Origin of the sequence: Hyunsoonleella flava (assembly GCF_004310325.1) — a bacterium.
Classification (GTDB): Bacteria; Bacteroidota; Bacteroidia; order Flavobacteriales; family Flavobacteriaceae; genus Jejuia; species Jejuia flava.
In genome coordinates this window covers 447784-473357 of sequence record NZ_SIRT01000001.1, presented here as the reverse complement: position 1 = coordinate 473357, position 25574 = coordinate 447784, and the positions used below count along the sequence as shown (strand labels likewise).

Here is a 25574-nt window from a genome sequence, read left to right as displayed (position 1 = left end):
TTGCTAGGTGCATAAATTGAATTTCCCAACATATCAATTTCGATTCAAAAATAGCGAAAATAAAGTTCTGATTTTTGACATTATTCGTAAAAAGTTTGTGGTCTTGCAACCTGAGGAATGGGTACGCCAAAACTGTGTACATTTCTTAATTGAGGATAAAAAGTATCCTAAATCGCTAATTAATGTTGAAAAGGAATTAAAAATTAACGATTTAAGTAAACGTTATGACATCATCGTTTACAAACCAGACGGTTCAATTCAACTCATCGTAGAATGTAAAGCGCCTAAAATAGAAATAAACCAAAATGTATTTGACCAAATCGCGAGATACAACTTAGTACTTGATGCAGACTACCTGATGGTGACTAATGGATTAAATCATTATTATTGCCAGATGGATTTTGAAAACGAACAGTATCAATTTTTAAGGGATATACCTGAGTATAACACATGAATATTGCTATAGTCATATTAAATTGGAATGGAAAAAAACTCTTGGAACAGTTTTTACCTTCGGTTGTTAAACATTCTAAAGATGCTGATATTTATGTGGCCGACAATGCCTCTACGGATGATTCGGTTTTATTTTTAAAATCTCATTTCCCAAAGGTCAAAATCATTAAAAACAGTGAAAATGGAGGATTTGCAAAAGGTTATAATGATGCTTTAAAACATGTAGATACTGATATTTTCTGTTTGCTGAATAGCGATATTGAAGTTACTAAAGACTGGCTGGTTCCTGTAAAACAAAGTTTTATTGATAATCCAAAAATTGCTATTGTACAACCTAAAATCTTAGACTTTAAGCGAAAGGATTATTTTGAATATGCGGGTGCAGCAGGAGGTTTTATTGATAAGTTTGGATATCCATATTGTAGAGGCAGAATTTTTAACACTGTAGAAAAGGATAACGGACAGTACGACGATATCAGTCCTATATTTTGGGCATCAGGCGCCTGTTTGTTTATTAGAAGTAATGTTTATGAAGAACTTGGTGGCTTTGATGAATCGTTTTTTGCGCATATGGAGGAAATTGACTTGTGCTGGCGTGTAAAAAATAAGGGGTACGACATCATTTATAACAGCAATTCCGAAGTCTATCATATTGGAGGTGCTACATTAAGCAATACCAATTCTAAAAAAACATTCCTGAATTTTCGAAACAGCCTTTTTGCGCTGGTAAAAAATGCTAAGGGCAATGTGGCGTTGTTAGTTTTTATCCGATTAATTTTGGATGGTATAGCAGGCTTAAAGTTTTTACTTGAGTTTAAATTCATTCATACATTGGCTATTCTAAAGGCGCATTTAAGCTTTTACAGCCATATTCATAGTCTTCTTCAAAAAAGAAAAGGGATAAAACATAAAACTAAATATTACCGCAAAACATCCATAGTTTGGGCGTATTTCGTAAATAGGAAAAAGTTCTATAAAAGTTTATAACTCGGTTAGTAAAAGTTTTGTTAACAGTTCTAATTTCATCCGTTTTTTATATACTTTTGTCGAAACAAATAGCAAATATTTTATCCAACAAAAACCTTATTAATAATTATGAAGAAAGTACTATTACTTAGTTTATCAGCCTTATTCATTCTAAGTTCTTGTGTTTCTAAAAAGGAATTTTTAGCCTTACAGGAAAAACAAAAAGAGACTCAAGACTTATTGAATTCTGCAACCGTTAAATTGAACTCTTGTTTAGAAGAAAGAGCAACAGCAACAGCTAAAGTTTCTGTTTTAGAAGATAGAGTTAAAGATTTAAAAGATGCAAATGACAATCTTGGGATTATATCTGCTAAGGGCGCTAACAATATGGAGAAAACTTTAGAGAGCTTAAAGGAAAAAGATCTTAAAATTACACGTCTTCAAGATGCCTTAACTCAAAAAGATAGTGTAACACTTGCTCTAGTAACTAGCTTTAAACGCGAAGTTGGAATTAACGATCCAGACATTGAAGTAAATGTTGAAAAAGGTGTTGTATTTATCTCTATATCAGATAAATTGCTATTTAAGAGTGGTAGTTATAATGTAACTTCAAAAGCCAAAGAAGTTTTGGCAAAAGTTGCTAAAGTTGTGAACGCAAAACCAGATTTTGAATGTATGGTTGAAGGACATACAGATAGCAGATCTTATTCTAGCGGCGTATTGATAGATAACTGGGATTTGAGTGTGAAACGTGCAACTTCCATCATCCGCGTTCTTGAAGATTTGGATGTAAACCCAGGAAGACTGATTGCTGCTGGACGCAGTTCTTATGTGCCATTGGTTGACAATGATACTGCTGAGAACAGAGCAATTAACAGACGTACAAGAATTGTAGTACTACCGAAATTAGATCAATTTTATGATTTAATTGAAAAAGAAATGAAAAACTTGGAAGCTGGAGGCAACTAAAAAAATCTATCTAGAAATCATACAGAAGCTCAACTGAAAGGTTGAGCTTTTTTTTTCTATGCGGGCAATCTTGAACCGGGTTTTCATCTGCGCTAAGGATTGAGCGGTATGTTGAAGCTCCCCGACGCAGGAGGGAGCGACTAGCGAAAGCCTGACCGCGACGCAGGAGTGGTAGCGCCCAAATAACTCTAAAAAATCTCCAAACTACCCTTTCCTTCTCTTATCACAACGGGTTCTGCGTCAGATAAATCAATAACCGTCGATGGTTCGTTGCCTCCGTATCCCCCATCGATAACCAAATCCACCAAGTTGTCCCATTTTTCAAGAATTAATTCAGGGTCCGTAGTATATTCTAAAATTTCGTCTTCATCGTGAATGGAAGTGGAAATAATCGGGTTGCCTAATTGCTTTACAATATCTAAAGCTATGTTATTATTTGGTACTCTAATACCAACGGTTTTACGCTTTTTAAAAGGATTTGGCAAAGATTTAGACCCAGGCAGAATAAAGGTGTAAGCACCAGGAAGGGCACGTTTTAAGATTTTAAACGTGGACGTATCAATTTGCTTTACATAATCGCTGAGATTGCTTAAATCGTGGCATACAAAGGAAAAGTTAGATTTTTCTAATTTCACACCCTTAATTCTAGCAACTTTCTCCAAAGCCTTAATATTAGTGATATCGCAACCTAAGCCATAAACGGTATCAGTGGGGTAAATTATAAGGCCGCCTTTTTTTAGCACCTTTACCACCTTATCGATTTCCTTGGCATTCGGGTTTTCCTCGTATATTCTAATAAATTCCGCCATAATATTTATCTTGTGCAAACGTTTACAAAGTAATTGACCATTTACACCCTAAAGTTACTTAATAAAATTAAAGTATAACTGGTTTTAAACCTACACTTATGAAATTAGAAAAACTTTTTTTTACAGTAATTCTTTTTACTGTTCTACTTTTAGGATGTTCTGACGAAACCACTGATGATAGTGATATTTCCAATGCATTTGACACGAGCAAAATTTACGAGGAACTTAATATTCCGTATGGTACCGAGGAGCGCCAGAGGTTTGATTTATACCTGCCTGCCAATAGAACTTCTGCAACTAAAACCGTGATTTTAATTCATGGCGGTGGATGGACGTCCGGAAGTAAAGAAGATATGAATCCTATTAAGGTATTGATTAATCAAGAACTTAAGGATATTGCCGTTGTAAACATGAATTACAGATTGGCAGACGCCAATAACAAACCGTACCCTATGCAAATTGAGGATATTACAAGTGTTGTGAACTTTTTAAAGGACAATAAGACCAAATATTCTATTTCTGAAGATATAGGTTTTATCGGTACTAGTGCTGGTGCACATTTATCATTATTGTGGAGTTATGCGTTTGATAATGACAAAAATGTAGATATGGTTTGCAGTATTGTTGGCCCTACAAATTTAACGGACCCTGCGTATCTAAACAATACAAATCCCATTTTGCAAAACCTACTGGATTTATTTGGCATTGAACCAACTACAGAGTTTTTGGAAGAGGTAAGTCCGTTTCATCAAGTCACGTCAACTGCCCCACCAACTATATTATTTTATGGTGGACAAGACCCTTTAATCCCCACAACTCAAGGCACAGATTTAAGAGATAAACTACAATCTTTAAACGTAACGCATGAGTTTACGCTTTATGAAAATGCTGGACACGGCTGGGTTGGATTAGAACTATTGGATACTTGGAGTAAACTAAAAGCCTACATAGAAATACATTTGTAGTTTTTATGTAACATTTTAAGTGCTACACCGTCTTTATAATATGAGTAAAATATGGGGCATAGTATTATTTTTTCTATTAAGTGTTTGTATCACTTATGCAAATACCACGGCTAACCCTCCTATAATTTTCCCGAAAGCAGAAGTATTAAACCAATACACCACACGCATTCCTTTTAAACTGGTAGACCATTTAATGGTATTAGAAGCAGAACTGCAAGGTAAAAAAGGCAACTTCATTATTGATACAGGCTCGGAAGCTTTAATTCTAAATAGTGTTCATTTTGATAACCTCTATGAATTTCAAAAGAAATCAACAAATGCCTCCGGCGTGAGCGAAATTTTAGATCATTCCTATGAAAGGCGAATAGATGAATTTAATTTGAGTAGTTTTAAGCTTCAAAATAAAATATCTGATGTCATTAATTTATCCCATATTGAGAAAAGTAAAAAAATCAAATTACTTGGAATTATTGGGTACAGTATTTTAAAGGATTATGAAGTTTTTATCGATTTGCATTTAAATCAAATTACCTTAACCAAGGTTGATACAGAAGGCAATAAGCTTACCGACAAAGTGTATTTAGAAAAGATTGTGGATAGCTTAAACTTCAATTTAAAAAAACATACCATCGTGGTAAACGGTACCATCAATAATCAAAAAGTACGATTGGGTATTGACACTGGAGCTGAGTTTAACCAAATAAATAAGAGCATAAACAAAAAAGCTTTGCGTTATTTTATTCCAAAAAAGCGATTAAAACTAAACGGAGCCAGCGGAAAAACCATTAGGGTTTTGGCAGGGAAATTGCATCGTGTAAAGTTAAGTGATGATGTTTATTTTGGCCCTATGTATACCGTTTTAACCAATCTAAACCACATGAACGAGGCTTTTGGAGTGCAACTGGATGGTATTTTGGGATATGAGTTTTTTGCACGAAAACGAACCATCATCAATTATAAAAAAGAGAAATTATATTTTATAGATTATCCGTTACCTAAGGAATGAAACTAATAAAATTCTATATCGTTTTTATAGTATTCACTTTTGTGAGCTTTAGTGTTTTTGCACAAAAAGAGCTAAAGGGTTATAAAATTGAAAATGATACGGTTGTGTTTAGATTTGACGTAAGAGATTATTCCAAATTCACCCATGAACATACAGCACAACGGCTTGAATTTTCAGATTTTGATATAGAAAGTGTTGCTGTCTCTGGAGAATTTAACCTGTGGTCCCGAGAAGACTGGAAAATGCAACGTATAAGCGATTATATTTATGAGCTTAGGAAAAGTGTTTCGGATTTTAATGATGCGTTCTCATGGGAATTTAAATATGTGATAAACAATGCATATTGGGCAGAACCTTCTAGAAAAGATGCCAATATTGCAAAAGCAAAAAAAAATGGTAAAAAAATAAGAGGTATTTACAATTTGAAAATGTACACCGCCTACCCTAGCGAAATGGGGAACGCCTATTTTAAACTGAAGGGTTTCAAAGATGCTAAAAAAGTGATTCTTGCGGGTTCTTTTAACAAGTGGAACGAGGATTTATTTCAAATGAATAAAACCGATTTTGGTTGGGAACTCACCTTACAAATGAAACCAGACATTTACCAGTATCGTTTTATTGTTGATGGCAAGTGGATGGAAGATCCGCACAACCCAAATAAAACACCCAATGAGTTTCATGAATATAATTCTGTAATAGATATTCAAGAGTATACCACTTTTGCTTTAGTTGGTTATCCTGAAGCTAAGAAAGTAATATTGGCAGGTTCCTTTAACAATTGGAGTGAAGACGATTTTAAGATGAAGAAAACTACTGATGGTTGGGTATATACCATTCCATTGTCTGGAGGTAAACATCACTACAAATTTATTGTGGATGGTAAGTGGATGACCGATCCTGACAACCCTGTTCGTGAGTATGATGGCGAGGGGCATATCAACTCGGTTTATATGGTGAAATAATAATTTCCCCCTAACCTCCTTGCTGAAACCTACCTTGTCTTCCGTTTCTACCATTTTGGTTATTTGGGTTCTGGTTATTGGATTGCCGCCTAGGGTTTAGTTTATTTTTAATGCTTTTTTGATATTTCAACCATTTAATATTTTGCTTTTCGTTTAATATACTTTTAAGCTTTACGTTCAGCTTTTTTTCCTCTTGCATTACTTGCTGACGAACTGGTCTTATTTTTTCTCGACTAAATTTAATTGCATTACGCATCGGGCTAGCTTCACCACCCCCAAACTGTCTCCCTTGCTGACGATTTTCCATCCGGTTTTTAAATTCTGTGGAAATTATTGCATTGATATACACATTCAACGTATCAAAATCCTTTTGGTTGCGTAATCTTAGTTCATCTATTTTTGAATTGTAATTTAGAAGCGCTTGTTCAACTTGTAAAGTCAAATCTTTATCCTTCTTTATCTTTAACTTTTTAAGAACTTCTGGGATATCATAATTAAAAATACCAGCAGTTTTATAAGCATCGAACTTCGGCATTTCTCGTTGCATCCCCTGACCTCCCTGTGGAGGTCCACCTCCTTGTCCTCTAGCAGGCGGTTGAGCATAAAAAACAAATACAAATGAGGTAAACAAAAAAGTCAGGAACGTTTTCATGTGTTGTGGTTTTTACAAAAAGACTATAGTGTTGACTATTTTTTCAATAAATAGTTTAATCTGAGAGTATTGTTTTTTTGAAAACTGCCAGTTGCCTTATATCTAAAAGGGAGACAAAGAGAATAATCACCCAATCACCTCCAACTTAGCAAAACGCAACAATAGTTTTTTAATCCCACCTGTTTCAAATTTAATTTCTGCTTTGGTGTCAGCACCTTTGCCTTCTATTTTTAAAACTTCACCCTTACCAAAACGGATATGTTTTACAATATTACCAACCACTAATTTACTATCAAACAAATTTGAAGCCCCGTTACTTGTTTTAGAAACTGGCTTTAAATTTTTTGGTGTTGTAACTTGAAATTTTTCAGGCTCTTTACGAGATGCTCCTTTTTTGGGTTTAAATTGTTTTGCTGGTTTATATCGAATTTTATCTGGAGAACCCTTTTTATTGGGTTCTACATCCCCAAAAATACTCGCATCAAGCATTGGGTTATAGCGGCGTTCTTCAATAGGTGTTACAATATCCAAATACTGCTCATCAATTTCTTCAATAAAACGGCTTGGTTCTGCGTCAATCAGTTTCCCCCAACGATACCTGGATAGCGCATAAGTTAAGTAGGCTTGTTTTTCTGCTCTTGTCAAGGCCACATAAAACAGTCTTCGCTCCTCCTCTAGTTCGCTTCGGGTATTCATACTCATGGCACTTGGAAATAAATCTTCTTCAAGTCCAACAATAAACACATAAGGAAATTCTAACCCTTTGGCTAGATGAATCGTCATTAACGCAACATGGTCACTATCGCCCTTGTCATTGTCTAAATCAGTAGCAAGTGCCACATCTTCTAAAAATTCAGCTAGAGACCCTGTGGCATCAGCAAGTTCTTTTTGGCCTTCAACAAAATCCTTCATACCGTTAAGTAGCTCTTCAATGTTTTCCATTCGGGCTACTCCTTCTGGAGTTCCGTCTTTGTTAAACTCTCTAATTAAACCACTGCTTCTGGTAACGTGTTCTGCCAATTCAAATACATCAGCAGTTTGATTCATCACTTGATAGCTTTCAATTAACGTTGCAAAATTGTCAAGTTTCGCTCTGGTTCCAGAATTTATTTTAATTTCAATCTTATCCAAATCTTTGATAACATCAAAAATAGGCTTACCTAGTCCATTCGCAGCCACAACCAATCTGTCTACAGTTGTTTGACCAATCCCTCTTGGAGGAAAATTAATCACGCGCTTTAATGCTTCTTCATCAGCAGGGTTTATCACCAATCGTAAATATGATAAAACGTCTTTAATTTCTTTACGCTGATAAAAAGATAAGCCACCATAAATACGATATTTAATATCGCGTTTTCTCAATGCGTCCTCAATGGCTCGAGATTGTGCGTTGGTGCGATACAACACTGCAAAATCGCTATTCGGCACATGCTCCTGCATTTTGGTTTCAAAAATGGTGCTGGCCACATAACGCCCTTCATCTCCATCAGTGAGAGAACGGTTCACTTTTATTTTTGCACCTTCTTCATTAGCTGTCCAAACAATCTTTTCAAGCTTCGTCTGGTTTTTGTCAATAATTGAATTGGCGGCATTGACGATATTTTTTGTAGAACGATAATTCTGTTCTAAACGAAACACTTTTACATCATCATAATCCTTCTGAAAGTTTAAAATATTATTGATGTTCGCTCCGCGGAAGGCATAAATACTCTGTGCGTCATCGCCTACCACACAAATATTCTGAAATTTATCAGAAAGCGCTCTTACAATTAAATATTGCGAATGGTTGGTATCCTGATACTCATCAACCAAAATGTATTTAAATCGGTTTTGATATTTTGCCAATACATCGGGGAAACGTGTTAAGAGTTCGTTGGTTTTCAAGAGCAAATCATCAAAATCCATGGCGCCAGCTTTAAAGCAACGCTCCACGTATTCCTTATAGATATCGCCCATTCTAGGTCGTCTTGCCATGGCATCGGCCTCAATTAATTCTGGGTTTTGAAAATACGCCCTAACTGTAATCAAGCTATTTTTATATGAAGAAATTCTAGATCGAATTTGTTTATACTTGTAAATATCCTTGTCCAGATTCATTTCCTTAATAATTGAAGCAATCAATCTATCAGAGTCTTGAGTATCGTAAATCGTAAAATTACTAGGGTAACCCAATCTATCCGCTTCAATACGTAAAATTTTTGCAAATACAGAGTGGAACGTCCCCATCCATAAATTTTTAGCTTCACTCGCGCCTACTATGGAAGCAATACGCGCTTTCATCTCGCGTGCCGCCTTATTGGTAAAAGTTAATGCTAAAATATTAAAAGGGTCTATATCCTTACTCATCATATAAGCAATACGATAGGTAAGCACCCGTGTTTTTCCAGAACCCGCGCCTGCGATAACAATCATTGGGCCTTCAATTTGAATTGTTGGCTCTAACTGGGCACTGTTTAACTGATTTAAATATTCTTCCAAAGTATCTTCTTTTTCAACATGTGAAAATAACCAATGTTTGCTGCATATTACCCTTGAATTATCAATAATTATAAACAATTTGCTTTTATTATATTTTGAATATATTTAAGCATATTTTTAAGCATAAAACATGGATAACGTTTTAGAGTTTCTATCTAGCACCCCTTGGTGGTTATGGGTCATCATCATTCTAGCGCTAATTGCAATTCGCGATATATTTCAAAGAAAACACACTATTATTCACAACTTTCCCCTAGTTGGGCATTTACGCTATTGGTTGGAAAGCATAGGCCCAGAAATGCGCCAATATTTTGTAGCTAATAACAGGGAGGAATTACCTTTTAATCGCATTGAGCGCGGTTGGGTATACGCTTCTTCTAAAAAGGAAAATAATTATGAAGGATTTGGTACGGATAGGGATATTTATCAGCACCAGCACATCTTCATTAACAACGCGATGATGCCTTTTCGAATTAAAGAAGGTCATCCCCACGCAATTGACAATACATTCTTGCCATGTGCTAAAGTGATAGGAGCCTACAATAAGCGCAAAAAGCCTTATAGGCCAGCTTCTATTATAAATGTTTCGGCAATGAGCTATGGTTCTCTATCTGCTAAAGCGATTGATTCTTTAAACAAAGGTGTGGCTATGGCCGATGCCTATCATAATACAGGTGAAGGCGGATTATCGCCCTACCACAGTAATGGTGGTGATGTGGTGTTTCACTTTGGTACGGGTTATTTTGGTGTACGGTCCAAAGACGGTGGATTCTCCATGGAAAAAATGGTAAAACTAGTTGAAGACAATCCTTTTGTAAGAGCTATTGAAGTAAAACTATCCCAAGGTGCAAAGCCTGGAAAAGGCGGTGTGCTTCCTGGAAAAAAGATTTCAAAAGAAATTGCTGAGATACGCGGTGTTGAAGTAGGTAAGGATGTATTATCTCCTCCAACCCACAAAGCATTTGCCAATGTACCTGAAATGGTGGATTTTATTGAGTCCATTGCTGAAAACACAGGACTTCCAGTAGGTATCAAAGCCGCTATTGGTAAACTGGAACAATGGGAAGAACTTGCAGATATCATGCTAAAAACGGGAAAAGGCCCTGATTTTATAACCATTGACGGTGGCGAAGGTGGCACTGGGGCAGCGCCTCCAAGTTTTGCCGACCATGTATCCTTGCCTTGGGTATATGGGTTCTCAGATATCTACAGGCTTTTTAAAGCCAAAGGATTGTGTGATCGTGTAGTGTTTATTGGCAGTGGTAAATTAGGTTTTCCTGCTAAAGCAGCTATGGCATTTGCTATGGGTGTAGATTGTATTAACGTTGCACGTGAAGCTATGCTAAGCATTGGCTGTATCCAAGCACAAATTTGCCATACCAACCGCTGCCCTACGGGAATTGCAACACAGAGCAAATGGTTACAGAATGGTATAGATCCTACGCTAAAGTCTGTGCGACTAGCTCAATATTTTAAGACCTTTAAAAAAGAGCTGATAGAAATTACGCATGCAGCTGGTTACGAACACCCCTGTCAATTTAAAATGAGCGATATTGAAATGAATGTTGACGACCATAATTTGTCTAAAGAATTAGATAAAGCCTACATGTACAATAAAGCACCTGTACCCTTTGAAGGCATGCAACATTTGAAAGATTGCGTATATTTGGGAGGTAAACACAAATCGACCTAAAACGTTAACCGTTACAGATTATGGACTCTAGCAGAATTATAGATTTATTTTTATTTACCATTCCAGCTTTGATTACTGGATTGATCGCTTACTATTTTTTTAAAACCCATACGGCAAATGAAGATGGTCGAAGAAGATTTCTATTAAAGAAAGATTTACAAACTACTTCCCTTCCACTACGCCTACAAGCCTATGAAAGACTTACGTTATTTTTAGAGCGTATTTCTCCAAATAAATTACTACTTCGCGTTAAACCAATATCCTCAAATAAAGATGATTACGAAGCTTTATTGATACAAAACATTCAACAAGAGATGGAGCACAATTTAGCGCAACAAATTTATGTTAGCGAAAAATGCTGGAGTGTTATTAGTACGGCAAAAGCAGCTACGGTTCAACTCATAAGAAAAGCTAATTTATCTGAAAAAACAGATTCTGCAGATAAACTACGTGAAGTTATTTTAACCGAAATGATGGAGCGCCATTCCCCCAGTGATGCTGCAATTTCAATACTAAAAGAAGAGGTTAGGGAATTGTGGTAAATTTTAGTTATCCAATCGCAATTCATTAGAACGTGCTTGTTCACATTTTTGTTTGGCATATTCCCAACCTTGTTGCCACCAAGATGTCATGAGGTTCTTATTAAAAATCAATGAGTTCTCAGTAAGTTTTGAAGGCGTATAGTACAAATTGAGCTCAACGTTTCTGTTTTTTGCTGCCAATTTCCCTATGGTAATATCATTTCGCTCTATTTGATCAGATAAATGTCCAAATAAATTAATAAGTAATGAAAACGGGTTCTTACCCAAAATCTTATTGTATTCCATACTTTCAGATTCCAAAACTATGGCATCAACTTCGGTAGCACCTCTTAAAATAGCTTCCCTTATTGGAATCACACATCCTAAGCCGCCATCGGCATATTCAAAATCGTTCTTTTCAACTAAGGACATAAACGGTATATAATTGCAGGACACCCATATCCAATCACAAAACTCGTCGTAGTCATAATCTTTAATCGACTTGTACTCTACTCTGTTTTTTGATAAATTTGACACAGTAACCACCACATCATCCTTGGTAGTTTTGATTTTATCATATTCAGCTTTGGTAAAATGTTTTTTTATATGGCGCCTTAACGCTTTACTTTCTCCAAAAGTGCGCTTCATTCTTATAAATTGCCATATGGTATTTAGAAAATCTATAGATACAAACTCTCTTTTTCCTTTCTTTCTTATGGTAAAAGGGTTCACACTAAAAATATCCCGTTGGGTAACATTGGTGTAAACATGGTAAATTTTATCTATTTCTCCCGCTGCAAGATGTGGCACAAGCAAACTCCCTGTAGACGTCCCTAAAAACATATCATAATCTTTACCCTCAACTTCCATTAAGTATTGGGCAACACCACCTGCATAGGCACCTTTGCTTCCTCCTCCTGATATCACTAGGGCTTTCATAAATATTATTTACGTATAAATATAACGAATAAGAGTTCATATGGAAATCAATGTAAAATAAATATTAATTCACATACCCAATACTTGGTATTTTATAGAAAAAAAACACTTTATCACGAGATTTTCAGCTCAAGCTAAAAAAGAATCTATATTTTAGGCAGTAGCTATTAACCTAACTTTTACTATGCTAAAGAAAACTTTTCTTGTTGCATTATTTCCAATAGTAATAATTGCATCTTTATTTGCTCTAAAAGAAACTCATCCTACAATTCAATTTACAACTAGTGGTATTTCAATTTTGCCACCTGATGCCACAATTTCTGGAACAACTGAAGTATGTTTAAATAGTAGTCCAGATCCTGAAATCACCTTTACAGGTTCTGGAGGCAATGCTCCTTATACCTTCACCTACACAATAAATGGAGGAGGGAATTTAACTATTTCAACAGCAGGGTCTAACAACTCGGTGGATTTATCGGTAAATACAGGAACTGCTGGCACATTTATCTACAGGCTAGTTTCTGTTGAAGATAATACAGGAGATACGGAATCTGCTACTGGAACAGCTACGATTACTGTTAATGAGCTTCCAACAGTAGATTTTACGTTTGATAATAATTCGGCTTGTTCAGGTGCGCCAGTAAACTTTACACCTTCTGCAATTGGCAATGGTCCTTTTACATACAGCTGGAGTTTTGGCGATGGCGATACATCCTCAAACGATAGTCCGTCGCATGAGTTTGAAGCACTTGGTTGTGGCAATCAAATTTTTAATGTGACGCTTACTGTAACTGATGACAACGGTTGTACCGCTTCAGTTACCAAACCCATTACAGTTCAACAAAAACCATTGTTAGAATTTAGAGATGTCGATAGTCCTTTTGACCCTTTTAATAATTGTGGTAACAACACAACCGACCCCTCATATACTATAAATGTTGGTGTGGATAATGTTTCGCCATGTATTAGTTCTTATAATGTGGATTGGGGAGATGGTAGTCCTGTAGAAACTGGTGTTACATTTCCTGCTACGCATACTTATACACAACTTGGGTCGTTCAATATGGAAATTACTGGTATTGGCACTAATTGTGATAATACGGTAACATACTTAATTAAAAATTCAAGTAATCCAACAGGAGCAATTGTTAACCCTGGAAATACAGTAAATTTATGTACACCTGTAGACCCTATTGAATTTGCAATAGGATCATGGGCTTCAAACCCACCTGACACCAATTATCAAGTTGATTTTGGAGATGGCACTGTTGAAAACTACACCCAGGCACAATTGGAAGCGTCTCCATTTTTTAATGCTGCCGATCCTATAAACTCTCAAGATTTCCCAATCCCCCATACATATACCGAAACAAGCTGTCCTCTTACTTATACTGTATTTTTATTTATTACAACATCTTGTGGACAAACCAATTTAACCGCTGGCCCTATAATTATTTTGAGAAGACCAGAAGTGGATTTTGAAGACCCTCCAACAAGTTGTGTCAACACCCCTGTTCTATTCGAAAATACCTCATTGGATGGTTATAGTAATAATTGTAGTATCAACGACGGGTATTTCTGGGATTTTGGAGATGGCACAATGTCAACTGACCGGAACCCATCACATATTTATACTACTCCTGGTACTTACACGGTTTCATTATATGCTGAAAACTCCTGTGGTGTAACGGACACCGTTACCAAAGATATTTGTATTGAGTCTGATTTAACTGCGGCTTTTACTTTAGACAATAATAATGGATGTTCTCCATTAGATGTACAAACCACCAATACTACAGATTTAAGTGAAAGTTGCGGTGGAGATTCGTTTTTATGGGAAGTATCTTATGCCTCTGGTTTTTGCAGTACTGGAGTTGCACAATGGAACTTTACAAATGGAACAGATGAAAATTCTGCATCTCCTTCTTTTGAATTTATAAGCTCAGGCACATACACATTAACTCTTACTGCTACAAATACTTGTGGAAGCGATATGGTTTCACAAACCATTGAAGTAAAACGTCCGCCAACAGTTGGTGTTGATGCCATAGCAGACTTTTGCGGGAATGCATCTATTACGCCGTCGGCAATAGTAAACAATTGTGCGCCTATTTCTGAAACCGTTACATATAGTTGGAGTTTTCCAGGAGGAACACCAACTACTGCTACAACCTTAGACCCAGGGACTATAGTTTATACTACTCCCGGGAATTATCAAGTAACTTTTAGTGTAACGTCTAGTTGTGGTACTACTACCGATACTGAAGATTTTGTTATAAATGAAATACCAACTATTACTAATACTGATTTAACCCAAACGATATGCTCTGGGACAGAAACTACCGAAGTCGTTTTAACATCTGATATTTCTGGAACAACATATACCTGGTCCGCTACTGCACCTGCCGGAGTAACAGGTTTTATTGCCAATGGAACGACAAATACTATTCCAATTCAAACGATTTTCAACTCTAATACTACTTCAGAAGATGTTACCTATACTATAACGCCATCCAACGGTAGTTGTGATGGTGCACCTGTAAACCTTGTGATTACCGTTGATCCTGCACCAGAGTTTACAAGTCAACCTCAAGATGAAACCATTTGTTTAAACGGGCCTGTGTCACCGCTCACAGTAAATGTTAACGGTCCAGGCACACCAACGTATCAATGGTATAGCAATACGGTTGATAATACTACAACAGGAACTGCCATCGCTGGAGAAACGAATGCTTCCTACACACCGCCAAATAGCCCCATAGGCATTACATATTATTATGTTATTGCTTCTTTTACATCTGGTGCCGGGTGTAATGAAATTATATCAAATACTGCAAGAATTGAAATTGTGCCTAATGTTCAGATTGATACAAATCCTATCACAACACAAAGTCTGTGTGTAGATGGCGTGGTAAACACCGATTTATCTGTAACGCATTCTGGTGGAACAGGAACTATCACTTACCAATGGTATAGCAATACCGTAAATGCTAATACTGGAGGCACCGCAATTGTTGGCGCTACAAATGCAACTTACACGCCACCAGCATTTACAATTGCGGGCAACTATTATTTTTATGTAGAGATTTCTTCTAGTGGTAGCGGTTGTTCTCCTATAACCAGTGAAGTTTCTGAAGTTGTTGTTGCAGATGATCCCACTATTACTACACAACCTCTGTCAACCCAAACCCTTTGTCAAAGTACTATTCCACAAGATTTAGAAGTAGTTGCTTCTGGAGGTATCGGTTCTGGTTATACATACCAATGGTACAGCAACACTGTAAACACCAATACTGTTGGTACCGTAATTACAGGAGCAACAAATTCAACGTTTACACCGCCTACAGGAACAGTTGGTACCTTGTACTACTATGCCATCATTACAGAAAATGAACCAGGTTGTAGTGTTACCAGCGCAATTTCAGAAGTAAATATAAACCCTGCACCAAGTTTTACCAATCAGCCATTGTCTCAAACCATTTGTTTTGGTGAAACTTTTTTTACACTTTCGGTTACTTTTGCCAATGGTGTTGGCACACCAACATACCAATGGTACAGCAATACAATTAATGATACGTCAACAGGAACAGCAATAGCAGGAGAAACTTCAAATAGTTATACCCCGCCCTCGGGAACAGTTGGCACAGTGTATTACTATGCAATCATTACGTTTTCATCGGGTGGCTGTACAGAAATTATCTCTCAAGTTTCAGAGCAAACCGTGAATGAAACTCCCGATATTAGCAATAAAACGGCTATAATATGTAGCGGTACTGCTTTTTCAATAGCACCAGATAATTCTGGTGGGGACATTGCTCCTATTGGAACCACTTATACTTGGACTAATCCAGTAATTAATCCCGCAGGAACTATTACTGGCGCATCACAGGAAACCACTCCACAAAATGCTATTAGTCAGACCTTAACCAACACAACTACAAATCCGTCAACCGTAACTTATACGGTTACACCTAGTTTGGGGGCATGTGTTGGAAATGATTTTGAAATAGAAGTTACAGTAAATCCATCCATAAGCATAACAACGATACAAAATAATAGTTTGTGTTATTTAGATAATGGCGGATCATTAGAAATAGACATTTCAGGCGGTGTCCCATTTTCAACTGGTGTACCTTATCAAATAAATTGGACAGGACCAAACGGCTACACAAGTACCGATGAAGATATTTTCAATTTAGCTCCTGGCGATTATACCGTTTCTATTTTAGACGATGGCGGTTGTCCCTTTACAGAAACTTTTACCATCACAGAACCAGATGAGTTAATTTTTAGTGCCATTGATTTTGATCCTGAGACCATTTCATGTTTTCAAGAAGATGATGGCACCATAGGGATTGATGTTGCAGGCGGTACCGCCCCTTACACATACAACTGGACTAGAAACGGTGCGCCTTTCAGCAATGATGAAGATTTAATCAATTTGGCACCAGGCGTCTATGAAATCACTGTAACAGACGCCAATAATTGTGCGCCTATTGTTCAAAGTTTTGATGTGGTTGAACCACCTGAACTCATTGCAAGTTTAGTAAACCAAGTGGATGTTGTCTGTTTTGGGGAAGCTACAGGCGAAATAAATGTAAACATCGCTGGCGGAAGACCTTTTGAAACTTCCCCGGGCGTTTTTGATTACACCTATAGTTGGACGGGACCAAATGGGTTCGCAAGTACGAGTCAAAATTTGACAGGTTTATTGGCAGGAGCATATAACTTAATAGTTACAGACAGATCGGGTTGTACCGATGATTTGGAAGTCATCATCAATCAAACAGATGAAATTATTATCGATTACACAGCTACTGAAATTGAGTGCTATGGTGATAATGACGCCTCCATCACAATAAATAATATTTCTGGTGGAAATGCACCATACAACATAACTTGGAGCAATTTAGGTTCAGGACTTGTGCAAAGCAATTTATCTCCAGGGACTTATGTCATTACTGTTACGGATGATACCAACTGCATTAAGGAAGCTACGGTAATTATTGCAGAACCTCCAATTTTTAGAATTACACCGCAGGTTACTAATGTCTCCTGTTTTGGCGCAAACGATGCCAGAATCATTCTCAATTTAGAGGGTGGCATAGATCCGGTGAGTTTGAGTTGGGATGACGATCCAACAGCAGGTGTAGAACGTAACAATATTGGACCAGGAACCTATACCGTTACCATCACTGATGGAAAACCTTGTGATATTACCGAAACATTTGTGATTACAGAACCAGATGCTTTAACCATTTCGGGCACAAAAACCGATGCTTTGGATTGTGATGATGCCAATAGCGGCGCCATAAATGCAATTGTTACGGGCGGAACCTTACCCCTTACCTATCAATGGTCTAATGGTGCGACTACAGAAGATTTAGATAATATACCTCCAGGCGAATATACGATTACTGTTACAGATGCTAATAATTGTGAAATCTCAGATACATTCGTAATCAATAGATTTGATCCTTTAGAGGTTGATGTTGAAACGGCCACTAATTTTGATTGTGATGCTAAAACTGTAGACCAATCCTTTATAGCAGTGCCTAAGGGCGGTGTGCCTCCTTATCAAATTTCATGGTCTAGCGGAACAGTAAGTGGTACAAATAACGAAATTATGCAGACCGATGTTAATGGTTTAGTCATTATTGATGTCACCGATAGCGTTGGATGTTCCATTTCGTTCTCATACAATGTTGAAATTCCCGAATTGGGAGATCCAAATTTCACCATAAGTTCAGAGGCATTTAACAATTTTGGTTTTTATTCCATAGAAGATCCTATTCAATTTACAAATACATCAACAGGAGATTATGTAGGTATGTCTTGGGATTTTGGTGATGGTAATTTTTCAACTGAAGAAAATCCAACACACACATACAGCACCGTTGGTACTTATGTGGTAACTCAAACCGTAGTATATCCTTTTGATTGCACTTATGTAAGAACCATTACGTTAAACATTCAAAAAGGCTATACTTTAATTGTTCCTAATGCCTTTACACCAAACAATGATGCACTCAATGATAATTTCCTACCGTCTCAAATTGCGCTATCCAATATGAAACTGAATATTTATGATACTTGGGGCAGCATGATTTATTCTGAAGAAAATAATGAAAGTATAGAAGGATGGGACGGCACTATAAAAGGTGATGCCGCCGAAAATGGTAACTATTATTATACATTTTCTGGGGAAACATTTTATGGCAAGAAAATAGAACGTAAAGGTGTTGTGGTTTTAATAAAATAAGAAATGAAGACAAAATTATATATAACGCTAGTGATGGTTTGTCTTTGTTTTAAGGCAAACGCACAGGACCCAATTTTTTCACAATATATGATGGTGCCAGAAAGTTTAAATCCTGCATTTTCTGGTTTTGAACAGGCCACTTATTTTGGTGTGATTCACCGTACGCAATGGCCTTATCTGGATTTACAGGTAGATACAGATTATGCCTTTTTAAATACTTGGGTTGAAAATGCTAAAGACGGCATTGGAGTGGGATTTAGCTTTTTAAATCAGCGAGAAAACAGCACAAATTATAACCATTTTCAATTCAATGGGAACTTCGCCTATATAATCGGTTTAAGTAATGACTGGTATTTTAGACCTGCAGTAGAAGTTGGTTACGGCATGAAATCGTTTAACTTTAGAAACCTGTTACTTTCAGACCAAATCAATATTAATGCGGGAACCGTAAATCCTTCGAGCTCAGATCCGTTTGCTATGAATGCCAATAACCGTATTGGTTTCGTAGATTTTACTGCAGGCTTCGTATTTGACAAAAAGAATAGGCGTAATGATACAGACTTATGGTTAGGTGCCGCCATTAAACACCTAAACCAACCAAATATTTCATTTTTTGACGAGGGAAATGTGCCTTTAGATATTTTTTATACCGTGCACGGTAGTTACCGATTTCCGTATTATGACCATAACGATATGATACTATCTGCAAATTATATGCAACAAGGGCGCTATAACCGTTTGGATTTGTCGGGAACTATTAAATTGAACAAATTATTTCTTGGAGCCATGGCAGTAACCAATCCTGCAAAAAATAGTGGCAATAGCCATTTGTTAACTTCAGTGAATGCTTTGGTTGGTGTAGAATTGGAGCGTTTTAGATTTGGCTTTTCATATGATTTCAACACCTCAAATATTGGCAGAACCGATGGTGTGTATGAACTTTCCATCACATATCTAGCTGATTGCTTGATTTGTAGAAGCCCTGTTAACAACGAACGTAGAAAATAATCTTGTCATTCAGAGGGATGAACGACCCAAGAATCTACATAATTTTTATGAAACAAAATTCATGGCTTACTTCGACAGGCTAAGCACTGGTCGCTCTGAATGACAAGACAAATACTATTTCTTATCCAAAAGCGAATTCGCAAATTTCTTGAACCTCCAATTATGATGCGTAGTAGCTTTCTTTAAATTTTCTTTGCAAGTATCATTGCAAGCCTGTATTTGATGCAAATACTGAAAAGCATTTTGACGTACTTCAAAACCAAAGGTATCACTTGTATAACCTGTTAACTCTTGAAAATATTCAGGTTTGTTCTGTGGCTCATAATCTTCTGTGATTAGCGCCAACGTTAGCCAAAGCATTCTCACATTTTTATCATTAAAGCCAATGATGTTTTTAGTTTTATTTAGGTATTTGCTTCTATCCTCTGGAAAGCTTTTCCATAGGTTGAATAAGGCCGTTTCAATGGTGATATAGGATTCATCGTTCAGAAGTGATTCGTAATCTTCTTTAAGTTCCAAAGGGGTATTTGAAAGGCTTTGTGCAATAGCTTGACGTAATTTCAAATCTTTTGAATTATCAAGAAGTTCTTTCGATACATTATCACCAAGTGTTTTAATGACTTCGGCTTGTAGAAAAGTGTTATCATTATTAGAAACATACTTGTAACAGTTTTCAAGATCATTTTTACAGTCTAACTGAAAATATCCTTTGTAATCAATAGAGGTTAAATAGAAGAATTCTTCCATTTCATCATAATTAAGTTCAGAAGATTTTAACCATGTATTTACAAACTCAGTCATATCTTGTTCACTACTCTTTTCAACCTCACTTATAAAATCAGAAGTCTCCACATTTTTAAACTGATATTTTTCCAAATAATTCTTAACCGCTTGTTTAAAAGCTGCACTACCAACTTTTTCGCGAAGCATATGCAACACCCAACATCCTTTTTTGTAAAACGTTGTGCTACTCGATTTTGGGTCTAGTAGCGATGTACTTTGTCCCGCTTTATCTTGTGCTAATAATTCCTCGGCATATTCATAAAGTCGCCAGTAATAGTAATCCTCACCAAAAACTTCCTTTTCTGCTAACAACGCATAATACGTTGCAAAACCTTCCTGTAACCAATGGTGCGTTCCAGAAGTAGCTGTCACCAAGTTACCAAACCATTGGTGAGCCAATTCATGCGCATTGATATTTACAAAATTCTTGTCCACAAAAGCAATGGAATCTACCACAAAACTATCCGAGTAAATATTCAAACTCGTATTCTCCATCCCAGCATACAAAAAGTCTTTTACTGGTACCATTTTGTAGTTTTGCCAAGGATATGGCACGCCTATTTCTTCTTCTAAATAATCGAATATTTCTTTGGTGTAACGATATGTAGGTTCAAACTTCAAAGAATCTTCAGGGTAATAATGCATTTCTAAAGGGACTCCACTTTTGGAGTGTTCCACTTTTTTGTTGTATTTGCCTATGGCTAAGGCTACTAGATAACTAGGCATTGGTTGTTTCATGTCGTAATGCCAAGTAATTGTGGAATCGTTGATTTGTTTATCTGTTAAATTTCCATTGGCTACAACTTCATAAGCTGCATCAAACGTTATGGATAAATCAAACTCAATCTTCTCATTCATGTTGTCAATGGAAGGCAACCAATTACTTGTGTATTTCCCTTGACCTTGGGTCCAAATTTGTGGCTTCTCGATACGATTCCGATTGCTATCAGAATCACTCGAAGTGACATCATGTTTTAAATTCCAATCGATGAAGTATAACGCTCTATTAGGATTAGAAAAATACCTAATCATTACTTTATATTCTTTATTCTTTTTGAATTTATGGTATAGCCATAGCTTTTTGCCATCATATTCGGTTTTTATTTTCCCAAAATGCTCACCGCTGCCTTTCATTCCTTTGTAAAAAAGACGCACACGTTCAGGCATAAATCGCATTGTGTTTGCGTCAACATAAATGGAGTCTACAGCCTTTAAAATTTTAATTGTATAAAGTACATTGCCTTGTACTTTTTTTTGTGAAATATCAAAATTAATATTAGCCTTACACTTTAGAAAATCAACATATTCTGTTTGTTGTCCATAACAGATATTGACTACCAAACACAATACAACGGTTTGCAATAATTTCATAAAGTGAATATAGCAAACTTTAGACCAACTTTGCTTAATAAAGAAAGGAAGTAATCCTGCTTCTCAGCGATCTTTACCTCCTTGTCTTTTCCCACGAATTGATTAATAGCGCATATAGCTTATTTTACATTATGTCTATCTACAATTAAAAGTACTGATATAGGATTCAAAAGCTTCGGTAGATTCGAAATCTTCTGGGCATGTTAAAATATAATCTACTCCAAATTGACACTCTATGCATTCTTCATCTTGCTTAGAACAACTTAATATAAAGATAGAAATCATAATTATTGAAATAGCTGACCTCATAGCTTTAGTCTTTAGTAAGGTTAAATCTTTGACTTGTATGTAAAGTTAAATTGCCACTCCCATCTTTAATCCAATATTTAGAAGTACCATTGATTTCATTACCTGTTCTATTTAGTACAATCTCATGCTTATTAGAACCGTTAAATGAAGCTATTATGCGGTTATTTCCGCAATTCCCCTCCCCATAGACACTTTCTTCCCCATCGCATACAAAATGTGCATAATCACTTGTTCTAACAACTACTTTATTACTTTCTGAATCATAAGTTATACTAACATTAACGGAAATTGAACAATTTTCCCCATTTAAATGACTAGTAATATCACTTATTCCATTCCACTTTCCCGTCCATGAAGTATAACATGTATTCTCAGCTCCAATTTCATTATTTATTTCATCCAAAGCTTCCTCTAACTCTTCACATGAGTTAAATGCCATAATTGAGCATAAAATTAAAACTAGATTCACTATAATATTTAGCGTTCTTTTCATTTTTTTAAATATTTGAGTTTGTTGTTATTAATACCAAAAATAATTCAAGTGGTAAACCATAATATGCTCATGAATAACCAATTAAACAGTCATTTTTGAGAGTTAAGACCAACCGCTAAAAAATCAAGCTAAAAGGAAAGATAAAATGCAACCTTTTTGGGGTGAAGTGAAAAAGCACTTCTCAGGGTTAGAAAAGCATTTTTTTGAATAGATAAATAGATTCTGAAACAAGTTCAGAATAGCAAATAAGAGATTGCACAATTCTTGTTACTTCACAATAACAGTTAAATCAAATTATTCCGCGTAGCATAACTAATCAACTCCGCAGAGTTTTTACAACTCGTTTTTTCTAAAATGGCACGCCTATAAGTATCTACTGTATGGCGGCTAATAAAAAGACGTTCTCCAATTGCCTTACTGTTTAAACCTTTGCCTATTAAACGAATAATTTCAAACTCGCGTTTACTTAAATTAGAGAGTAATTTGGTTTTATAACGTTCTAAAGTTGCTTTAAGCTCGTCAATATTAACAGGTTTTAATAAATAATCAAACGCATAAGTTTTAATTGCTTTTATGGCATAGTGGTCGTGCGCAGAAATGTAGACTATTTTAGTATCCAAGTTATTCTTATTAATATCATCTGCCAATTCTAAACCTGACCGCCCGGGCATTTCAATATCCATAAACACCATATTTGGTTCATGCCGCAAGATATAATCAAAAGCAGTGTCTGCTTGTTCAATAAAAGCCAAAACTTCAACTTCAATAAAGTTTTGTAATAACAATTTCATTCGGTTTAATGCGCGTTGTTCATCATCAATTACTATTACTTTTATTTTATCTACCATAATGAAATTATTTATTGGATATTTTTATTTCTACTTTTACACCTTGTTTATTTCCTTTGTCATCTTTTAACTCAATTAAGCGGTGGGTAATTTGCTTTTTATTCAATTTAGAATAGAGCTTAAAAATATCCTCCATAATCCGCAAACCGTTTCCTGTAGAATGTTTTTTTGAGATTTGAGATGTGCGAATACCTATTCCGTTATCTTCAATATACAATTGTAAAATACCTGAGCCATATAAAGCCGAAATACTTAGTAAACCATTATCCTTTAATGCCAGACCATGCTTAATAGCATTTTCCACATAAGTAAATAAAACGTGTTTTGGGATTTTTGCATCTAAGTTTACATTATTATCAACATCAATACTGTATTGAAACTTGTTATTAAATCGAATCTGTTGTAATTTAATGAAGTTCTCAGTATACTCCAATTCCGCTTTTAGAGTAGTGGTTATTTTATCTGAATGCTGTAAAGTATCACGCATAAAATGCGAAAACTGACCAATAAACTTATCAGCCTCTAATTTGTTATCCATCAGGGTCATTTCGCTAATAGTATTTATGGCATTAAATACAAAATGTGGATCTACCTGATTTTTTATAGTTTTAATTTGTAACTCAGATATTTGTTTTTCTATAGCACGTCTTTTATTATCTCTAATACGTTGCCCTTTAAGTACTAATAGTACCAAGCCCAAGACTCCAACATAAATTACCAAATAGATGCCGTATTGGAAATAGTATAAAGGATTTTTTGTAAAGGTTACATAATCCACATAAATACCTTTTTGGATAAAGATTTGTTTTCGATTATTACTTAACAATTTTAACCCAACATTTATACTTTCATCCTGAGCAGCATTACTTGAAGTTGAAAATGAGATAGGGTTCTCAAAATTGCTATCATAGATAAAGAATTTTGAAGTAGCTTGTGGTAAAATCACCCATTCTGGTGCTTCATCATTCAAAATATCAAATTGATAAACAACATTAGATAATGGGATTTTAAAATTCCTTATTTCATGTAATTCTGAATCAAAAAAAATCACGGAGTTCTCTGTTTTTCTAAAAAGGGCGAATCTATTATTGTCAACTTTTCTAAACTCTCCCTTTTCCATAAAGGGCAACTCCATTTCTTTTTCAATATGTCCATTGATATTTATGGACATTAATTTGGGTTTTAGCTTTTTTTTCTGATTAGATCTGAAATATGACATCAGCTTAGTTTCTCCATTTTTTTTATAAGCGTATATATATATACCTCCAATGGCATTAAATTCAATGGGTTCAAATAGAAACCTAAGATCATCATCTAAAACTTGTAACCAAGTGCTTTTATCCAATCTATGAGTATAGATACTATCTATATTATTGGCACTAGCATGATTTCGAAATAAAATTTCATTTCTACCATCATTATCAATATCAATCGCCTGTTCAAAACACCCAGAATTAACCAAATGTGGGGATTTTAAAACCTGCTTTTTATTAAAATCGTACTTATAGATATGTCTCGGGTTTCCCGCAAAACCGGTGTGAATATTAAATATAACTTCATTATTGTTAAGATTTGTTCCATGACGTTGTTGAGAGGGCGTTACATCAAAATTGTAAGTATCATTAAATTCACTTATAGAATCCACAAATATATCTCGAAGGACTATTCCATTTTTAGAAAAAGGATCTATAATATGCAAAAATGCTGAGTCCATACGTTGCGTAACCAAAAACAGTTCCTTTTTGCCATTATTATCTATATCGCTAAACCACAGGTCCATATTTTTATGAGGCCATTTGGAACTAAAATTAATTTGATCGCCATAATCACCATTGGAATGGTAATATAAGAAGCTAGCATTTCCTAGAGTATTAGTTTGGGCCTCTATACGTTCGCTTATCCCATCACCATCAAAATCATGATGATATAATTTACTATCCTCAAGCTTTGAATGGACCTGAGTTTCGACACTTACCTCGTATTTCGAAAAAGAGTCTGGAAGACATAAAAGTATCGCAAGCGTAATATAAAATGCGATAACATAAGGGTGTAAAATAAAAGAAACAAAACGTTGTTTCACTTAAACG

Annotated in this window: 18 protein-coding genes; 10 read left to right on the top strand and 8 right to left on the bottom strand. The window is 35.7% G+C overall.

Going from position 1 to position 25574, the window contains the following annotated elements; all coding sequences use genetic code 11:
- Window positions 1-7 precede the first annotated feature (7 nt).
- From EYD45_RS01975 to EYD45_RS01965, 3 genes are all read left to right on the top strand, one after another.
- A complete protein-coding gene (locus EYD45_RS01975; RefSeq protein WP_130962662.1) occupies window positions 8-454 on the top strand; it encodes a type I restriction enzyme HsdR N-terminal domain-containing protein in 447 nt (148 codons plus the stop codon).
- Complete coding sequence (locus EYD45_RS01970) at window positions 451-1440, top strand: glycosyltransferase family 2 protein (protein WP_130962661.1); 990 nt, start codon at window positions 451-453, stop codon at window positions 1438-1440. Before EYD45_RS01975 ends, EYD45_RS01970 begins: the two co-directional genes overlap by 4 nt.
- 108 nt (window positions 1441-1548) lie before the next feature.
- A complete protein-coding gene (locus EYD45_RS01965; protein WP_130962660.1) occupies window positions 1549-2388 on the top strand; it encodes an OmpA/MotB family protein in 840 nt (279 codons plus the stop codon).
- Window positions 2389-2576: 188 nt separating this feature from the next.
- On the opposite strand, the gene EYD45_RS01960 is transcribed toward EYD45_RS01965, so the two are convergent.
- On the bottom strand, window positions 2577-3197 hold the full coding sequence (locus EYD45_RS01960) for an L-threonylcarbamoyladenylate synthase (protein WP_130962659.1): 621 nt from the start codon (window positions 3195-3197) through the stop codon (window positions 2577-2579).
- A 98-nt stretch (window positions 3198-3295) separates the two neighbouring features.
- On the opposite strand from EYD45_RS01960, the gene EYD45_RS01955 reads away from it, so the two are divergent.
- The 3 genes from EYD45_RS01955 to EYD45_RS01945 are packed head-to-tail and all read left to right on the top strand — an operon-like array spanning window position 3296 to window position 6130.
- Window positions 3296-4162, top strand: coding sequence for an alpha/beta hydrolase (locus EYD45_RS01955; RefSeq protein ID WP_130962658.1), 867 nt, complete (start codon window positions 3296-3298; stop codon window positions 4160-4162).
- Window positions 4163-4202: 40 nt separating this feature from the next.
- Complete coding sequence (locus EYD45_RS01950) at window positions 4203-5168, top strand: retropepsin-like aspartic protease (protein WP_130962657.1); 966 nt, start codon at window positions 4203-4205, stop codon at window positions 5166-5168.
- Complete coding sequence (locus tag EYD45_RS01945; RefSeq protein ID WP_130962656.1) at window positions 5165-6130, top strand: glycogen-binding domain-containing protein; 966 nt, start codon at window positions 5165-5167, stop codon at window positions 6128-6130. Before EYD45_RS01950 ends, EYD45_RS01945 begins: the two co-directional genes overlap by 4 nt.
- A gap of 10 nt (window positions 6131-6140) precedes the next feature.
- On the opposite strand, the gene EYD45_RS01940 is transcribed toward EYD45_RS01945, so the two are convergent.
- Window positions 6141-6782 (bottom strand): hypothetical protein, encoded by a 642-nt coding sequence (locus tag EYD45_RS01940; RefSeq protein WP_130962655.1) that lies wholly within the window; start codon window positions 6780-6782, stop codon window positions 6141-6143.
- A 126-nt stretch (window positions 6783-6908) separates the two neighbouring features.
- Entirely contained in the window at window positions 6909-9260 is a 2352-nt protein-coding gene (locus EYD45_RS01935) for an ATP-dependent helicase (RefSeq protein WP_130962898.1), read from the bottom strand.
- A 130-nt stretch (window positions 9261-9390) separates the two neighbouring features.
- Between EYD45_RS01935 and EYD45_RS01930 the strand changes: the two genes are divergently transcribed.
- Complete coding sequence (locus tag EYD45_RS01930; protein ID WP_130962654.1) at window positions 9391-10953, top strand: FMN-binding glutamate synthase family protein; 1563 nt, start codon at window positions 9391-9393, stop codon at window positions 10951-10953.
- A gap of 20 nt (window positions 10954-10973) precedes the next feature.
- Complete coding sequence (locus tag EYD45_RS01925; RefSeq protein WP_130962653.1) at window positions 10974-11495, top strand: DUF7935 family protein; 522 nt, start codon at window positions 10974-10976, stop codon at window positions 11493-11495.
- Window positions 11496-11498: 3 nt separating this feature from the next.
- Here EYD45_RS01925 and EYD45_RS01920 read toward each other — a convergent pair whose 3' ends face one another.
- Window positions 11499-12413: a patatin-like phospholipase family protein gene (locus tag EYD45_RS01920; RefSeq protein WP_130962652.1), complete on the bottom strand. Its 915-nt coding sequence runs from the start codon at window positions 12411-12413 to the stop codon at window positions 11499-11501.
- Window positions 12414-12597: 184 nt separating this feature from the next.
- On the opposite strand from EYD45_RS01920, the gene EYD45_RS01915 reads away from it, so the two are divergent.
- On the top strand, window positions 12598-18675 hold the full coding sequence (locus tag EYD45_RS01915; RefSeq protein WP_130962651.1) for a PKD domain-containing protein: 6078 nt from the start codon (window positions 12598-12600) through the stop codon (window positions 18673-18675).
- A 3-nt stretch (window positions 18676-18678) separates the two neighbouring features.
- Window positions 18679-19683: a PorP/SprF family type IX secretion system membrane protein gene (locus EYD45_RS01910; protein WP_130962650.1), complete on the top strand. Its 1005-nt coding sequence runs from the start codon at window positions 18679-18681 to the stop codon at window positions 19681-19683.
- A gap of 114 nt (window positions 19684-19797) precedes the next feature.
- On the opposite strand, the gene EYD45_RS01905 is transcribed toward EYD45_RS01910, so the two are convergent.
- The 4 genes from EYD45_RS01905 to EYD45_RS01890 all read right to left on the bottom strand — a co-directional run bounded on the left by EYD45_RS01905 (window position 19798) and on the right by EYD45_RS01890 (window position 25567).
- On the bottom strand, window positions 19798-21837 hold the full coding sequence (locus tag EYD45_RS01905; RefSeq protein ID WP_130962649.1) for a M1 family metallopeptidase: 2040 nt from the start codon (window positions 21835-21837) through the stop codon (window positions 19798-19800).
- 313 nt (window positions 21838-22150) lie between these two features.
- On the bottom strand, window positions 22151-22639 hold the full coding sequence (locus EYD45_RS01900) for a hypothetical protein (protein WP_130962648.1): 489 nt from the start codon (window positions 22637-22639) through the stop codon (window positions 22151-22153).
- Between the two features lie 284 nt (window positions 22640-22923).
- Window positions 22924-23487: a response regulator transcription factor gene (locus EYD45_RS01895; RefSeq protein ID WP_130962647.1), complete on the bottom strand. Its 564-nt coding sequence runs from the start codon at window positions 23485-23487 to the stop codon at window positions 22924-22926.
- A 7-nt stretch (window positions 23488-23494) separates the two neighbouring features.
- The gene (locus EYD45_RS01890; protein WP_130962646.1) at window positions 23495-25567 is read right to left on the bottom strand and encodes a histidine kinase; all 2073 of its coding nucleotides are present in this window, start codon (window positions 25565-25567) and stop codon (window positions 23495-23497) included.
- Between the last annotated feature and the right edge of the window lie 7 nt (window positions 25568-25574).

What these genes read in the sequence shown, in the direction of transcription:
- EYD45_RS01965 (WP_130962660.1), top strand. Translation starts at nt 1,549, where the DNA reads ATGAAGAAAGTACTATTACTTAGTTTATCAGCCTTATTCATTCTAAGT.
- EYD45_RS01910 (WP_130962650.1), top strand. Translation starts at nt 18,679, where the DNA reads ATGAAGACAAAATTATATATAACGCTAGTGATGGTTTGTCTTTGTTTT.
- EYD45_RS01970 (WP_130962661.1), top strand. Translation starts at nt 451, where the DNA reads ATGAATATTGCTATAGTCATATTAAATTGGAATGGAAAAAAACTCTTG.
- EYD45_RS01925 (WP_130962653.1), top strand. Translation starts at nt 10,974, where the DNA reads ATGGACTCTAGCAGAATTATAGATTTATTTTTATTTACCATTCCAGCT.
- EYD45_RS01940 (WP_130962655.1), bottom strand. Translation starts at nt 6,782, where the DNA reads ATGAAAACGTTCCTGACTTTTTTGTTTACCTCATTTGTATTTGTTTTT.
- EYD45_RS01950 (WP_130962657.1), top strand. Translation starts at nt 4,203, where the DNA reads ATGAGTAAAATATGGGGCATAGTATTATTTTTTCTATTAAGTGTTTGT.
- EYD45_RS01895 (WP_130962647.1), bottom strand. Translation starts at nt 23,487, where the DNA reads ATGGTAGATAAAATAAAAGTAATAGTAATTGATGATGAACAACGCGCA.
- EYD45_RS01915 (WP_130962651.1), top strand. Translation starts at nt 12,598, where the DNA reads ATGCTAAAGAAAACTTTTCTTGTTGCATTATTTCCAATAGTAATAATT.
- EYD45_RS01960 (WP_130962659.1), bottom strand. Translation starts at nt 3,197, where the DNA reads ATGGCGGAATTTATTAGAATATACGAGGAAAACCCGAATGCCAAGGAA.
- EYD45_RS01905 (WP_130962649.1), bottom strand. Translation starts at nt 21,837, where the DNA reads ATGAAATTATTGCAAACCGTTGTATTGTGTTTGGTAGTCAATATCTGT.
- EYD45_RS01920 (WP_130962652.1), bottom strand. Translation starts at nt 12,413, where the DNA reads ATGAAAGCCCTAGTGATATCAGGAGGAGGAAGCAAAGGTGCCTATGCA.
- EYD45_RS01900 (WP_130962648.1), bottom strand. Translation starts at nt 22,639, where the DNA reads ATGAAAAGAACGCTAAATATTATAGTGAATCTAGTTTTAATTTTATGC.
- EYD45_RS01955 (WP_130962658.1), top strand. Translation starts at nt 3,296, where the DNA reads ATGAAATTAGAAAAACTTTTTTTTACAGTAATTCTTTTTACTGTTCTA.
- EYD45_RS01945 (WP_130962656.1), top strand. Translation starts at nt 5,165, where the DNA reads ATGAAACTAATAAAATTCTATATCGTTTTTATAGTATTCACTTTTGTG.
- EYD45_RS01930 (WP_130962654.1), top strand. Translation starts at nt 9,391, where the DNA reads ATGGATAACGTTTTAGAGTTTCTATCTAGCACCCCTTGGTGGTTATGG.